This is a genomic window from Rhodoligotrophos appendicifer (assembly GCF_007474605.1).
Lineage (GTDB): Bacteria > Pseudomonadota > Alphaproteobacteria > Rhizobiales > Im1 > Rhodoligotrophos > Rhodoligotrophos appendicifer.
This window is the reverse complement of record NZ_VHKL01000008.1, coordinates 244,223-258,046: the sequence shown is the minus strand read 5'-3', so window position 1 is coordinate 258,046 and position 13,824 is coordinate 244,223. Positions and strand designations below refer to the sequence as shown.

The following is a 13,824-nucleotide window of genomic DNA, read 5'->3' as shown; positions in this document are numbered from 1 at the left end:
ACAGGACGATGGTTCATGCGCTATTCGGTTGCGAGTGTGATCACCAAGGCCCTGGGGGGCAACAAGGGCTGGGGCCGGGCCTGGCGTGATCCCGCTCCCAAGCCGTCCTATGACGTGATCGTCGTCGGCGGCGGCGGCCATGGCCTGGCGACGGCCTATTACCTGGCCAAGGAGCATGGCATCCGTAACGTGGCGGTGCTCGAGAAGGGATATCTCGGCGGCGGCAATGTCGGCCGCAACACCACGATCATCCGCTCGAATTACATGATCGACGGCAACACCCGGTTCTACGAGCTGTCCATGAAGCTGTGGGAAGGCCTGTCCCACGATTTCAACTACAACGCCATGGTCTCCCATCGCGGCATCTTCAATCTGGCCCACACGCCCGGCCAGTACGACGCCTTCGCCTATCGCGGCAACGTCATGCGCTCCAACGGCATCGACGCGGAGATCCTCGACCGCGAGGAGGTGCGCAAGGAGATCCCGGTCCTCGACTATTCCGAAAAGGCACGCTTTCCCGTCTATGGCGCTCTCGTCCAGCGCCGCGCGGGCACCGCACGCCACGATGCCGTCGCCTGGGGCTATGCCCGCGGCGCCGACATGCACGGCGTCGACATCATCCAGAACTGCGAGGTCACCGGCTTCCTGCGCAAGGGCGACAGCATCATCGGCGTCGAGACGACCCGCGGCGAGATCCGCGCGAAGAAGGTGGCGATGGCGGTGGCGGGCCATACCAGCGTGCTCGCGGCCAAGGCCGGCATGACCCGGCTGCCGCTCGAGAGCCACGTGCTGCAGGCTTTCGTCTCCGAATCCATCAAGCCGCTGGTCGACACGGTCATCACCTTCGGCGCCGGCCATTTCTACGTGAGCCAGTCGGACAAGGGCTCCCTGGTCTTCGGCGGCGATCTCGACGGCTACAATTCCTATGCCCAGCGCGGCAACCTGCCGATCGTCGAGCATGTCATCACCGAGGGCAAGGCGCTCATTCCCTGCACGTCGAGGCTTCGCATGCTGAGGCATTGGGGCGGCGTCATGGACATGTCCATGGACGGCAGCCCGATCATCGACTTCACCCCGACGCCGGGGCTCTATCTCAATACCGGCTGGTGCTATGGCGGCTTCAAGGCGGTGCCGGGATCCGGCTGGGTCTTCGCGCACCTGATCGCCAAGGACGAGACGCATCCATTGGCGGCGAAGTTCAGGCTCGACCGCTTCCGGACGGGACGCCCCATCGATGAGAAGGGCGCCGGTCCCGTGCCCGGACATCACTGAGAGGGACTGAGGACGATGCGGATCAACTGTCCCTATTGCGGCACGCGCGACCACGCCGAGTTCGCCTATGGCGGCGATGCCAGCCTGAAGCGCCCGGATCTTGCGGATCAGGACATGGAGCGCTGGTATGATTACGTCTATCTGCGCGACAATCCTCGCGGGCCCCATCAGGAGTTCTGGCACCACATCTATGGCTGCCGCCAGGTGCTGGTGGTGGAACGCGACACCCTCACCCATGAGATCTCCAGCGTGAAGCCGGCGCGCGAAATGATCGAGCCTGCCGACAGGCGGAGGCAGGAGCCGTGAGCCAGGATTTCCGCACCAAGTCCGGCGGTCGCATCGACCGGTCCCGGACGCTGAGCTTTACTTTCGACGGCAAGGCCTATCAGGGTCATCCCGGCGATACGCTCGCCTCGGCCCTCCTCGCCAATGGCGTGCGGCTCATGGGCCGCAGCTTCAAATATCACCGCCCGCGCGGGCCCGTGACGGCGGGCTCGGCCGAGCCCAATGCGCTGGTCACCCTGCGCGACGGCGGCCGCCGCGAACCCAACATCGCGGCCACCACCGCCGAGCTCTATGACGGCCTGACGGCGATCAGCCAGAACCGCTGGCCCTCCCTCGACTTCGACGTCATGCAGGTCAACGACCTGTTCAAGCCGTTCCTCGGCGCCGGCTTCTACTACAAGACCTTCATGGGTCCGACCGAGAAGGCCTGGATGTGGTTCGAACCCTTCATCCGCCGCGCCGCGGGCCTGGGCGAGGCGGCGCGGGAACCCGATCCCGACACCTACGAGAAACTCAGCATGTTTTGCGACTTGCTGGTCGTCGGCAGTGGGCCAGCGGGCCTGGGTGCCGCCCTGGCAGCCGGTCGCGCCGGCGCCCGCGTCGTCCTAGCCGACGAAGCACCGGAGCTGGGCGGCGCGCTGCTGGATGAGCCCGCAGGCTCGGAAGCCGATCAGTGGCGCCAAGCAACTCTCGACGAGCTCGGCCGCCTCGACACCGTGACCCTGCTGCCGCGCACCACCGCCTTCGGCGCCTATGACCATGGAACCTACGGCCTCGTAGAGCGGGTCTCCGATCACAAGCCGGTGCCCGAAAACTTTGAGCCCCGCCAGCGCTACATCATCCTTCAGTCGAAGGCTGCCGTGATTGCCACCGGTGCCATCGAGCGGATGATCGCCTTTGGCAACAACGATCGGCCCGGAATCATGCTGGCCTCGGCCGTGCGCACCTATGTCAATCGCTATGGCGTAACGCCGGGCAAGAAGGCGGTGGTCTTCACGAACAACGACAGCGCCTATTCCTGCGCTCTCGATCTGGCGCATGCGGGGGTGCCGGTCGTCATCGTCGACGCGAGAGGAACGCCACCGGCACACTTCGCGGAGAGGCTTTCGGCATACCGGGTCGAGGTGCTGACGGGACACGTCCTGACCCAGGTCTTGGGCGCAAAAGGCGTAACCAAGGTGATCGCAGCCCCCTTCGATGCTGCGACGGGCCGCAGCGAGACCGGCTGGCGCGAGATCGGCTGCGATCTCGTGGCGGTGTCCGGCGGCTGGAACCCGGTGGTCCATCTGGCGAGCCAGCGCGGCGTGAAGCCGGTCTTCGATGCTGCAAAGGCTGCCTTCTTGCCCGTGACGTCGCGTGAGGAGCAGCATCTCGCGGGTGCCTGCCATGGGACCTTCGATGCGGTCGGCGCCTTCTCCGAGGGTTTCGCGGAAGGGGCCAAGGCTGCCGAGAGGCTGGGCTTTGCCGCGCCCGCACCGGTGCCGGCCCCGGCGGGCCTGCCGCAGGACGCCTGGGAGCAGCCGATTATCGCTCTCTGGGAGGTGCCTGCCGCACCCGGCATGCGTCAGGCGAAGCGCTTCCTTGATTTTCAGCACGACGTGTCAAGCTCGGACGTCGAGCTTGCCCACCGCGAGGGCTATGTCTCGGTCGAGCACATGAAGCGCTATACGACCCTGGGCATGGCGACCGACCAGGGCAAGCTTGCCAACGTGACCGGTCTCGCGATCCTCGCCGGGCTGCGCGGCGACGCGATCAACGATGTCGGCACCACCACCTTCCGTCCGCCCTATACGCCCGTGTCCTTCGGTGCGATTTCGGGCGCGGAAACGGAGCTGCATCTGAAGCCGGTGCGCCGCACCCCATTTCATCGGGCAAACGAGAAGGCCGGATCCGCCTTCATCGATACCGGCCTGTGGAAGCGGTCCTGGTATTACCCCAAGCCGGGGGAGGGCGTGAACGAGGCCTATAAGCGCGAAGCCGAGGAGACGCGCCGGACGGTGGGCATGGTCGACGTCTCGACCCTGGGCAAGATCGACGTCCAGGGCCCCGATGCGGCGGAATTGCTGAACCGGGTCTATGTGAATGCCTGGTCGAATCTGGAGATCGGCAAGGGCCGCTATGGCGTCATGCTGCGCGACGACGGCGTGGTCTTCGACGACGGCACCACGACGCGCATCGCCGAGCATCATTACTTCATGACCACGACGACTGTCGGTGCGGCCAAGGTCATGACCTATCTCGAGACCATGCTGCAGACCGCCTGGCCCGACCTCAAAGTGTCCGTGACCTCGGTGACCGATCAATGGGCCGGCGTGGCGGTCGCCGGTCCCAACGCCCGCAAGCTGTTGGCGGACGTGATCTCCGATCTCGACATGTCCGACGCGGGCCTCCCTTACATGGGCATGCGTCAAGGCCGCATCGGCGATATCCCGGTGCGCGTGCACCGGCTCTCCTTCTCCGGCGAACTGGCCTTCGAGGTCTATTGCGCCGCCGGCTTCGGCGAGGCGATGTGGAAGGCGATCTCGGCCAAGGGTGCGCCCCACGGGTTGCTGCTCTATGGCGTCGAAGCCTTGGGCACCCTGCGCATCGAAAAGGGACATGTCGCCGGTGGCGAGCTGGATGGACGCACGACCCTCGACGATATCGGGCTCGGCGGGATGGCGAGCAAGAAGAAGCCTTTCGTCGGGCAGGTCTTGTCCCGGCGCGAGGCCTATCTCGACCCCATGCGCGAGAGGTTCGTGGGTCTCGTCCCCGTCGATCCGGCGACCCGGATCAGGCCCGGCAGCATCATTCATGTCCATGACGGCGACCACACGGGTTTCGGCCTGGGCCGGGTGACGGCGACGACCTACTCCCCACAGCTGAAGCAGTACATCGCGCTTGGCTTGGTGGCCGGTGGTCCGGACCGGCATGGCGAGGTGGTGGATGCCTGCTATCCGCTGAAGGGCGACGTCACCGCAGCGAAGATCGTCTCGCCGCATTTCTTTGATCCCAAGGGAGAGCGCCTCCGTGGCTGAGATCCTGTCGGCCCTCCATGGGCATATCTCCGCCGGCCGCCATGGTGCGGCCGTCTCGAGACCGGGTGTGACGCTGTCGGAGGTGCCCGGCCGCATCATCGTCCAGCTGACGGCCTGGCCCGACACCTTTCTGAATGCAGCCGCGAAGGCTGCCGGCATTGCCGGTGCGGCAGTGCCCCTCTCCATGCGCATGGGCGTCAGTGGTGAGACGACGATCCTGCAAGTGGGACCTGAGCGGCTCTGGTTCGTGGTGCCGGGTTCCTCTGATCTGCTGTCGCGATTGTCGGCGAACTTCGCCACCGAGGAGGCTGTGATCACCGATATCGGTCACGCCCGCACGGTGATCCGCATCACCGGTCCTGCCGCCCGCGATCTCTTGGCGAGGCTCGTGCCCATCGACACCCATCCGGGCGAGCTTCCGCAAGGCAGCGTCGCCCAGACGCTCATGCATGGCGTAGGCGTCTTGCTGCATGTCTCAGCCGAAGGCGTCTACGACCTCTATATCCCCCGCAGCTTCGCTCTCTCGCACTGGGAATGGCTGCAGCACGTGGCCGAGCCTTTCGGTGTCGAGATCCTCGCCTAACGAAGGCTGCCGCAGAAGCGCTGAATGCGCTGGCAGGCATCCTCCAGCGCCGAGGTCGCGGTCGCATAAGAGATGCGGAAGAAGGGCGACATGCCGAAGGCCGCGCCCTGCACCACGGCGACGCCCTCCGCCTCCAGCAATTCGCGCACGAAGTCTTCATCCGTGACCAGCAGCGTGCCCTTCGGCGTGGTCTTGCCGATGGTCCCCGCGCACGACGGATAGACGTAGAATGCGCCCTCCGGGGTCGGGCAGCGGATCCCCGACGCCTGGTTCAGCATGGAGACGACGAGGTCGCGCCGTTCCTTGAAGACGACGTTGTGTTCGGCGATGAAGCCCTGTGGCCCGTTCAGCGCCTCGACTGCCGCCCATTGGCTGATCGAGGTCGGGTTCGACGTCGACTGCGACTGCACCTTGGCGATGGCCCCGATGAGCTCCTTGGGTCCGCCGGCATAGCCGATGCGCCAGCCGGTCATGCAGTAGGATTTCGACACCCCGTTCATGGTGAGCGTGCGCTCATAGAGCTCCGGCTCGACCTGGGCCGGCGTGACGAACTGGAAGTCGTCATAGACCAGGTGCTCATACATGTCGTCGGCCAGGATCCACACATGCGGATGGCGCTTGAGCACGTCCGTCAGCGCCTTCAGCTCGTCATGGGAATAGGCGGCCCCTGTCGGGTTCGAGGGCGAATTGAAGATCAGCCACTTGGTGTTGGGCGTGATCGCCTTTTCCAGGATGTCGGGAAGGAGCTTGAAGCCGTCCTTCATCTCGGTTTCGGCGAACACCGGCACGCCGCCCGCGAGCAGCACGATATCGGGATAGCTGACCCAATAGGGCGTGGGAATGACCACCTCGTCGCCTGGGTTCAGCGTCGCCATCATGGCGTTGTAGATGATCTGCTTGCCGCCGGAGCCCACGGTGATCTGCCCGGTCTCGTAGGTGAGACCATTCTCGCGCTTGAACTTGGCGACGATGGCCGACTTGAGCTCCGGGATCCCGTCCACTGCGGTGTATTTCGTCTCGCCCCGGCGGATCGCTTCGATCGCGGCATTCTTGATGTTGTCGGGCGTGTCGAAATCGGGCTCCCCCGCCCCGAGGCCGATGACGTCGCGCCCCTGCGCCTTGAGATCGCGCGCCTTCTGGGTCACAGCGATGGTCGGCGAGGGCTTGATGCGCTTGAGGGTTTCGGAGATCAGCGCCATGGGAGGCATCCTTCGGTCACGCGTATACGGTCGGGGCGGATGTCTAGTCCTGGATTGCGAGCAGGGCAAGAGGGGATGCGGAGCGCGTGCGGTGCTTCGAGACGCAGCCTCCGGCTGCTCCTCAGCATGAGGAGCTTTTTCGTCCGATTCTGGGTCCTCATCCTGAGGTGCGCGGTCGCGAAGCGGCCGGGCCTCGAAGGATCCCTTGTCTAACCCGCGACCTCGGCGCGGCGCAGGATGCCGGCATAGATCTCCTCGTCGCCGACGAGGCCGACCGCGCGCTCCTCCTCCATCAGCACGATGGGGCGGCCGGTCTGGCGGCGGCACTCGATGATCTCGCGCATGGAGCGGGACGCGGGCAGCCGCATCCAGCTGGCCTCGAGGTCGCGACGCTCCGGGGCGAGATCGCCGAGCTTGGTCATGAGGGCATAGCCGTCGAGCACGTTGAGCGGGTTCATATGGGCCACGAACTCGGCCACATATTCGTTTGCCGGGTTGAGCACGATGTCCCGGGGCGGCCCGCATTGGACGATGCGCGCCTCCTCCATGATGGCGATGCGGTTGCCGAGCTTCAGCGCCTCGTCGAGATCGTGGCTGACGAAAAGGATGGTCTTGCGCAACGTCTGTTGCAGCTCCAGGAGCTCGTCCTGCAGATGCGTGCGGATCAGCGGATCGAGCGCCGAGAAGGGCTCGTCCATGAGCAGGATCGGGGCATCCGTGGCGAAGGCCCGCGCCAGCCCGACCCGCTGCTGCATGCCGCCGGAGAGCTCATGCGCATGTTTGCCCGCCCATTTGTCGAGATGCACGAGGGCGAGCTGGCGCTGCACGCGCTCCTGCCGCTCCTTCTGTGGCACGCCGGCGAGTTCGAGGCCGAAGCCGACATTTTCTTCGACGGTGCGCCAGGGAAACAGGGCGAATTGCTGGAACACCATGGCGACCCCATGCATGCGCAGATGCCGAAGCGTGGCCCCATTGCACTGGGTGACGTCGATCATCTTGCTCCCGTCGCGCACATGCACTTCCCCGCGCGCCGGCCGGTTGAGGCCATTCACGGCGCGGATCAGCGTCGACTTGCCGGAGCCCGACAGGCCCATGAGGACGCAGATCTCGCCCTCCGCGACGTCGAGCGTGGCATCCGCGACGCCCAGCACGGTCCCCGTCTGCTCGAGGATTTCGGCGCGCGTGGCACCCTGGTCCAGCATCGACAGGGCTCGTTGCGGATGATCGCCGAACACGATGTCCACATGGCGGAACGAGACGGCGGGGGCCGGCATCACTTGCCTCCCCAGCTGGTGGTCTCGCTGCGGAACATCCGATCGAGGACGATCGCCACGATGACGATGGCGAGCCCCGATTCGAGGCCCATGGGGACGTTGACGCTGTTCAGCGCCCGCACCACCGGCTTGCCGAGGCCGTCTGCCCCCACCAGGGCCGCGATGACCACCATGGACAAAGACAGCATGATGCATTGGGTGAGGCCTGCCATGATCGTCGGCATGGCATGCGGCAGCTCGACCTTCCACAGGAGCTGCTGCTTGGTGGCGCCGAAGGCCTCCCCTGCCTCGATGAGAGTGCGCGGCACCGATGTGACGCCGAGATGGGTCAGGCGGATCGGGGCGGCGATGGCAAAGATGACGGTGGCGATGAGCCCGGGCGCGAGGCCCAGCCCGAACAGGACCAGGGCCGGAATCAGATACACGAAGGTGGGCAGCGTCTGCATGAGGTCGAGGATCGGCCGGATCGCCTGGAACAGCCAGGGACGGTGCGCGGCCGCGATGCCCACGGGAATGCCGATGGCCAGCGACACGAAGGTGGCGCCGAGGACGAGGGCGAGGGTCTGGATCGTCTCGTCCCAGTACCCCTGGTTGATGATGAACAGCAAGCCCAGGGCGACCCCGATGGAAAGCTTCCAGTTGCGATGCAGCAGGAACGAAAGCGCCACGATCAGGGCGACCAGGATCAAGGGCGGGATCCACAGCATGCCGTCGATGACGGCCTCGAGGCTGTTCTCGATGCCGAGCGAGATGCCGTCGAAGAACCAGTAGAGATAGGTCGTGAGCAGGTCGAAGAAGGCCTTACCCCACTGGCCGATGGGAATTTTGTGATCGGTGATCTGGTCGGTCAGCCAGTCCATGGCATCTCTCCGGCGCTCCGAGTCAGGCTTGGGGCCTCACAGATCATAGGGCGGCGACTCCGGATAGCGTTCGAGGGCGTCCTTCGTGTCGAACCACGCAATGCGCGCGCTGAACCAGCCATGCACCGTGGGTGGCACGGCCTCCGGATGATCCAGCGTGCCCGTGTTCACGCCGATTGAGCGGCCCTCTTTGTCGCTCATATAGAGCGGACTGCCGCAGGTCCCGCAGAACCAGCGTTGGTTCTGCGGCGAGGAGGCGAAACCTTTCGCCTCGCCTCGCGTGACGCGGAAACGCTTCGGCTCGACCTGCACCCAGGCGACCACCGGAGCGCCGCTGGCTTTCCGGCATTGGCTGCAATGGCAGTAATCGGCATCGTCGCTGGCGAGGGTTTCCACCTCGTAGCGAACCGCACCGCAGAGGCAGCCGCCGGTCAGCATCACGCCCCCAGCTTTGCCTTGACCACGGCCAGACCGTCCTTGCCGTCGCCGGTCTTGACGTCCTTCAGCCAGGCGTCGAGCACCCCCGGATGAGCTTTCAGCCAGGCCGTCGCCGCGGCATTGGGCTGCTCGCCCTTGTCGAGGATCGCCCCCATGATCTCGTTTTCCATCTCGAGCGAGAAGGTTAGGTTCTTGAGCAGCTGTCCCACATTGGGGCATTCTTCCACATAGCCCTTGCGGACATTGGTGTAGACGGTGGCCCCGCCGTAATTGGGCCCGAAGACATCATCGCCGCCATCGAGATATTTGAGCTCGAAATTGGAATTCATGGGATGCGGTGCCCAGCCGAGGAACACGATGTCCTCGTTGCGCTTCGTCGCACGCTGCACTTGGGACAGCATGCCCTGTTCGGAGCTTTCCACCAGCTGGAAATCCTTGAGGCCGAACTTGTCGGCTTTGATCATGTCGAGGATGAGCCGGTTGCCGTCATTGCCCGGCTCGATCCCGTAGATCTTGGCGTCGAGATCCTGCTTGTGCTTGGCGATGTCGGCGAAGCTCTTGATGCCCTTCTCATAGGTATAGGACGGCACCGCGAGCGTATATTTGGCGCCTTCCAGATTGGCCTTGACGCTTTCCACCGACCCGTCCTCCCGATAGGGCTTCAGGTCGGCCTCCATGGTGGGCATCCAATTGCCCAGAAAAACGTCGATGTCCTTGTTCTTGAGACTGGCATAGGTGACCGGAACCGACAGGATCTCGACCTTGGGCGTATATCCCAGGGCTTCGAGGATGACGGAGGCCGCAGCCGTCGTGGCCGTGATGTCGGTCCAGCCGACATCCGAGAAGCGGACGGTCTTGCAGGAATCCGGTTCCTGCGCAAATCCCTGTCCGGGACCGGCCACGAGCGACAGTCCCAGGACCGCGCCCGCGAGTATGGTTTTCAATCCGAAGCTCATGAAACGCTCTCCCTCCGACCTTAAGGCCCTGTTGCAGCCATCGTCTGCCATCGTTTCGCCGCTGACAAGGCGGAACTTGGGCTGAGCCGTTATTTTTAATTGAATGACCAACCAATGACAATGTAGGAGTCTTCGAGCGTGCCATCCCGCCTCGCGCCGGGAGGGCGTGATGAGCCGGGGACCGATGATGGGAGAGGCTTAGGAGGTTCATGCCCAAGATCGGGATGGCGCCCATCAGGCGACGGCAGCTGATCGATGCGGTGATCGCTTCCATCCATGATTACGGGCTGGCGGATGCCACGGTCGCGCGCATCGCCGCCAAGGCGGGCGTCTCGGCCGGGATCGTGCATCATTATTTCAAGGGCAAGGACGATCTCCTCTTCGAGACTATGCGCTTCCTCCTGGAGGATCTGCGTCGCTCCGCCGTGTCACGGCTGGCTGTCGCCCGCACTCCGCAGCAGCGTGTCTTCGCGATCATCGAAGCCTGCCTCGCCGACGAGCAGTTCGCACCGGAAGTCATGGCCGCCTGGCTGGCGCTGTATGGAGGTGCGCGCCATTCTCCCAGGCTGCGGCGCATCCTGCGGATCTATGCCCGCCGTTTGCGCTCCGATCTCCGCAACGCCTTGAAGCCGCTGCTGCCGGCGGCACGGGTGGCCTCCGTGGCGGAGGGTACGGTCGCCATGATCGATGGCCTCTGGCTGCAATATGCGCTGCATGGCGCGCCGGAGGATCCCGCCGATCCCAGGCGATTGACGCGCGACTATGTCGAGGCGCAGATGACGCTGCATGGACGGGTGTTGACCGAGCGACAGGCATGACGGAGACCTTCGACTACATCATCATCGGCGCCGGGTCCGCAGGCTGCGTCATGGCCAACCGGCTGTCCGAGGATGGGCGCAATTCCGTGCTGGTGCTCGAATATGGGGGCACCGATGCGGGGCCGCTGATCCAGATGCCTTCCGCCTTGTCCTATCCCATGAACATGAAGACCTATGACTGGGGCTTTGCCTCCGAGCCTGAGCCCCATCTCGGTGGCCGGGTCTTGGCGACGCCGCGGGGAAAGGTCATCGGCGGCTCGTCTTCGATCAATGGGATGGTCTATGTTCGCGGTCATGCCCTCGATTATGACGAATGGGAGACCCTCGGCGCCTATGGCTGGGGCTATCGTCATGTCCTGCCCTACTTCAAGCGCATGGAGCATTCCCATGGCGGCGAGGAAGGCTGGCGAGGCACCGGTGGGCCCCTGCATGTGACGCGCGGCCCCCGGAAGAATCCGCTGTACCACGCTTTCGTCGAGGCTGGCCGTCAGGCGGGGTACGAGGTCACCGAGGACTATAACGGGGAGAAGCAGGAAGGCTTCGGTCCCATGGAGATGACCGTCTGGAAGGGCCGGCGGTGGTCGGCGGCGAACGCCTATCTGCGCCCCGCTCTGAAGCGGAGCAACCTCAAGCTGACCAGCCGGGCTTTGGCGCGCCGCATTCTCTTCCAGGGCAAGCGTGCGACCGGTGTCGAGTTCTCGCAAGGGGGCCATGTCCCCACCGCCAAGGCGCGGCGCGAGGTCATTCTTTCCGCTTCCGCCATCATGTCTCCGAAGCTGCTGCTCCAATCCGGCATCGGCAATGGCGAGCACCTGCGAGCCGTGGGCGTGGACACGGTGCATCACCTGCCCGGCGTGGGCGAGAATCTGCATGACCATCTCGAACTCTATCTGCAGATGGAATGTCTTCAGCCGATCACGCTCTACAAGCATCTGAACTTGTTCTCGAAGGGCTGGATCGGGCTGAACTGGCTGTTGTTCAAACGCGGTCTCGGCGCCACGAACCATTTCGAGAGTGCAGCCTTCATTCGGTCCAGGCCGGGTGTGCGTTATCCCGACATCCAGTACCATTTTCTCCCTGCCGCCATCCGCTATGACGGCAAGTCGGCGGCGAAGGCCCATGGCTTCCAGGCGCATGTGGGACCCATGCGCTCGCAATCGCGCGGCCATGTGAGGCTGCGCGACGGCGCGCCCGAGACGGCGCCCCTCATCCGCTTCAACTACATGTCGCATCCGGAGGACTGGGCGGATTTCCGCAACTGCATCCGGCTGACGCGCGAGATCTTCACGCAGGAGGCTTTCGAGGGCTTGGCGGGACGCGAGATCCAGCCGGGCATCGAGCTGCAAAGCGACGGCGAACTGGATGGATTCATCCGCGATCACGTGGAAAGTGCCTATCATCCTTGTGGCACCTGCCGCATGGGAGCGGTCGACGATCCCATGGCGGTCGTCGATCCGCGCTGCAAGGTGATCGGCCTTGACGGGCTGCGTGTGGTCGACAGCTCCATCATCCCGCGCATCACCAACGGCAACCTGAACGGTCCCTCGTTGATGATCGGCGAGAAGGGCGCAGACCACGTCCTGGGACGCGAGCCCCTGGCGCCCTCCAACCAGCAGCCTTGGATCAGCCCCCGTTGGCGGGAGAGCCAGCGCTAGCATCAGCCGGGTTGTGCGGCGGCCATGATTTGACCGCGCTTTTTACCCTGTCGCACCTCACCGCCCAGACATATCCGCCCGATATTTGTCTGGACGGATGATTTTTATGGGACTTTTTTCGAAGGCCAAGAAGGCCTGGAAGAAACTGAAAAAAGAGGCGACCGCATTGGCCGCTGATGTGGAGGCAGCGGCAGAGAACGTTGCCGACTGGGGAGAAGCCAAGGCCAGCGCGCTCGCTCGTAAGATTTCCCAGAAGGTTGAAAATCTGCAGGACGGCGTCGCTCTTCTGGAGCTCGTTAAGGAGGCGGCCAAGTTCGAAGTCTGCGATCTAAGCCGCGACGCTTCGCCGATCGACGATGCGATCTGCGAAGCGAAGGCCTATTGGCGGGCGGCGGACTATCTGTCGCCGCTGATTTGGGACTAGGAGAGGGCGGCTGCAGTCATCCGCAGACCCAGACCCGGTGCCAGCCGAAGAGCTTCGGGCCGTGAAAGTCCCTCAGCTGATAGCAGCCGTCATTGTCATAGGCGCCATAGCCATAGCCGTCATAGAGCCCATAGGTCCCGAGACCGTAATAGGGACCGTAGAAGTGATGGCCGTGATGATGACCGTCGCCATGGCCGTGGTCGCCGCCATAATGTGCCGCGCTGTGGCCGCCGCCGAGATCGCTCCCTGGGGTGGCCAGCGGCTGGCCCGTGGCGATGCTGCCGCCAGGATGGCCGATTTGGCCGCCTGAGGCCAGGCCGCCACCAAAGCCACCAGGGCTGAATCCGCCAGCACCGATGCTGCCGCCACCATGGCTGAAACCGCCTCCACCGAGGCTCCCGCCACCAAAACCTCCGCCGCCATGGCTGAAGCCACCGCCGCCAAGTCCACCCCCGCCCGGCGACCAGCTGCTGCCGCCACCGAAACCGCCGCCGCCGAAATGGCCGCCGCTTATGCCGCCGCCACCGAAGCCGCCGCCCATATGGCCGCCGCCGCCGAATCCACCACCGCCGCCATGCGCCTCTGCGCTACTTGCAGCAAGCCCGCCGGCCACGACAGCAATCGCCACGGCGGAAATCAGGTCTTTGAACATCGGAAACTCCTTGAGCCGATTGATCGGCCTCAGGAGAGCAGGGGTCGGCTGGAGAGAAACATGTCCTGCATGTCTTCGTGAAGCGCCGGTGCTCCCCGGGGTCGACTATCATGTAGGCAGCGGCAGATGCCTTTTCTTGGGGCTTCCCGTCACATGGACACTTTTTAATTCAAGCGGGGTGACGTAGCCGCAATCTGCCCCATCTTCCGTCGGATCACGGACATGACTCGAAGGTATAGGGCCTGCCATAAGGGCTCGGGGCCGAGGCGCAAATCCGGACTGATGGTGGATGGTTTTTCGAGTTTGATAGGGAAGATTTTGATCGGGTTCGACAATTGGCCCGCTGCCGGACGTCCGAGTTCTGGACTGGGGGAAGAATTGGGGCGTGGGG

The 13,824-nt window shown here is 64.5% G+C and carries 13 protein-coding genes; 7 read left to right on the top strand and 6 right to left on the bottom strand.

Annotated features, from left to right (window positions below):
* Positions 1 to 15 precede the first annotated feature (15 nt).
* From FKM97_RS18725 to FKM97_RS18710, 4 genes are read left to right on the top strand one after another with little or no spacing between them, the layout of a single operon-like run.
* The gene (locus tag FKM97_RS18725) at positions 16 to 1,272 is read left to right on the top strand and encodes a sarcosine oxidase subunit beta family protein (protein WP_144293950.1); all 1,257 of its coding nucleotides are present in this window, start codon (positions 16 to 18) and stop codon (positions 1,270 to 1,272) included.
* A gap of 15 nt (positions 1,273 to 1,287) precedes the next feature.
* On the top strand, positions 1,288 to 1,578 hold the full coding sequence (locus FKM97_RS18720) for a sarcosine oxidase subunit delta (RefSeq protein ID WP_144293949.1): 291 nt from the start codon (positions 1,288 to 1,290) through the stop codon (positions 1,576 to 1,578).
* A complete protein-coding gene (locus tag FKM97_RS18715; protein ID WP_144293948.1) occupies positions 1,575 to 4,574 on the top strand; it encodes a sarcosine oxidase subunit alpha family protein in 3,000 nt (999 codons plus the stop codon). Before FKM97_RS18720 ends, FKM97_RS18715 begins: the two co-directional genes overlap by 4 nt.
* Entirely contained in the window at positions 4,567 to 5,157 is a 591-nt protein-coding gene (locus FKM97_RS18710; protein WP_170240997.1) for a sarcosine oxidase subunit gamma, read from the top strand. The genes FKM97_RS18715 and FKM97_RS18710 overlap by 8 nt, the downstream gene beginning before the upstream one ends.
* Here the strand turns inward: FKM97_RS18710 and FKM97_RS18705 are convergent.
* The 5 genes from FKM97_RS18705 to FKM97_RS18685 form a co-directional block, all read right to left on the bottom strand.
* A complete protein-coding gene (locus FKM97_RS18705; RefSeq protein WP_144293946.1) occupies positions 5,154 to 6,356 on the bottom strand; it encodes a pyridoxal phosphate-dependent aminotransferase in 1,203 nt (400 codons plus the stop codon). The genes FKM97_RS18710 and FKM97_RS18705 overlap by 4 nt on opposite strands.
* A gap of 209 nt (positions 6,357 to 6,565) precedes the next feature.
* A complete protein-coding gene (gene choV / locus FKM97_RS18700) occupies positions 6,566 to 7,630 on the bottom strand; it encodes a choline ABC transporter ATP-binding protein (RefSeq protein WP_144293945.1) in 1,065 nt (354 codons plus the stop codon).
* The gene (gene choW, locus FKM97_RS18695; protein WP_144293944.1) at positions 7,630 to 8,490 is read right to left on the bottom strand and encodes a choline ABC transporter permease subunit; all 861 of its coding nucleotides are present in this window, start codon (positions 8,488 to 8,490) and stop codon (positions 7,630 to 7,632) included. The genes choV and choW overlap by 1 nt, the downstream gene beginning before the upstream one ends.
* A 36-nt stretch (positions 8,491 to 8,526) precedes the next feature.
* Positions 8,527 to 8,928: a GFA family protein gene (locus FKM97_RS18690; RefSeq protein WP_144293943.1), complete on the bottom strand. Its 402-nt coding sequence runs from the start codon at positions 8,926 to 8,928 to the stop codon at positions 8,527 to 8,529.
* Positions 8,928 to 9,884 carry a choline ABC transporter substrate-binding protein gene (locus tag FKM97_RS18685; RefSeq protein ID WP_144293942.1) on the bottom strand — a complete coding sequence of 319 codons (957 nt, stop codon included), beginning with the start codon at positions 9,882 to 9,884 and terminating at the stop codon, positions 8,928 to 8,930. Before FKM97_RS18685 ends, FKM97_RS18690 begins: the two co-directional genes overlap by 1 nt.
* Before the next feature lie 209 nt (positions 9,885 to 10,093).
* Between FKM97_RS18685 and betI the strand changes: the two genes are divergently transcribed.
* From betI to FKM97_RS18670, 3 genes are all read left to right on the top strand, one after another.
* On the top strand, positions 10,094 to 10,702 hold the full coding sequence (gene betI / locus FKM97_RS18680; RefSeq protein ID WP_144293941.1) for a transcriptional regulator BetI: 609 nt from the start codon (positions 10,094 to 10,096) through the stop codon (positions 10,700 to 10,702).
* Positions 10,699 to 12,357 (top strand): choline dehydrogenase, encoded by a 1,659-nt coding sequence (betA, locus tag FKM97_RS18675; RefSeq protein ID WP_144293940.1) that lies wholly within the window; start codon positions 10,699 to 10,701, stop codon positions 12,355 to 12,357. Before betI ends, betA begins: the two co-directional genes overlap by 4 nt.
* Positions 12,358 to 12,463: 106 nt before the next feature.
* The gene (locus tag FKM97_RS18670) at positions 12,464 to 12,781 is read left to right on the top strand and encodes a hypothetical protein (protein WP_144293939.1); all 318 of its coding nucleotides are present in this window, start codon (positions 12,464 to 12,466) and stop codon (positions 12,779 to 12,781) included.
* A 16-nt stretch (positions 12,782 to 12,797) separates the two neighbouring features.
* On the opposite strand, the gene FKM97_RS26375 is transcribed toward FKM97_RS18670, so the two are convergent.
* Positions 12,798 to 13,433, bottom strand: a complete 636-nt coding sequence (locus FKM97_RS26375; RefSeq protein ID WP_170240995.1) for a hypothetical protein — start codon at positions 13,431 to 13,433, stop codon at positions 12,798 to 12,800.
* Between the last annotated feature and the right edge of the window lie 391 nt (positions 13,434 to 13,824).

Bases quoted from the DNA above. Each gene is read 5' to 3' on its own strand.
- choV (WP_144293945.1), bottom strand. From the start codon at position 7,630: ATGCCGGCCCCCGCCGTCTCGTTCCGCCATGTGGACATCGTGTTCGGC.
- betA (WP_144293940.1), top strand. From the start codon at position 10,699: ATGACGGAGACCTTCGACTACATCATCATCGGCGCCGGGTCCGCAGGC.
- FKM97_RS18720 (WP_144293949.1), top strand. From the start codon at position 1,288: ATGCGGATCAACTGTCCCTATTGCGGCACGCGCGACCACGCCGAGTTC.
- FKM97_RS18690 (WP_144293943.1), bottom strand. From the start codon at position 8,928: ATGCTGACCGGCGGCTGCCTCTGCGGTGCGGTTCGCTACGAGGTGGAA.
- FKM97_RS18670 (WP_144293939.1), top strand. From the start codon at position 12,464: ATGGGACTTTTTTCGAAGGCCAAGAAGGCCTGGAAGAAACTGAAAAAA.
- FKM97_RS18685 (WP_144293942.1), bottom strand. From the start codon at position 9,884: ATGAGCTTCGGATTGAAAACCATACTCGCGGGCGCGGTCCTGGGACTG.
- FKM97_RS18705 (WP_144293946.1), bottom strand. From the start codon at position 6,356: ATGGCGCTGATCTCCGAAACCCTCAAGCGCATCAAGCCCTCGCCGACC.
- FKM97_RS18725 (WP_144293950.1), top strand. From the start codon at position 16: ATGCGCTATTCGGTTGCGAGTGTGATCACCAAGGCCCTGGGGGGCAAC.
- betI (WP_144293941.1), top strand. From the start codon at position 10,094: ATGCCCAAGATCGGGATGGCGCCCATCAGGCGACGGCAGCTGATCGAT.
- choW (WP_144293944.1), bottom strand. From the start codon at position 8,490: ATGGACTGGCTGACCGACCAGATCACCGATCACAAAATTCCCATCGGC.
- FKM97_RS26375 (WP_170240995.1), bottom strand. From the start codon at position 13,433: ATGTTCAAAGACCTGATTTCCGCCGTGGCGATTGCTGTCGTGGCCGGC.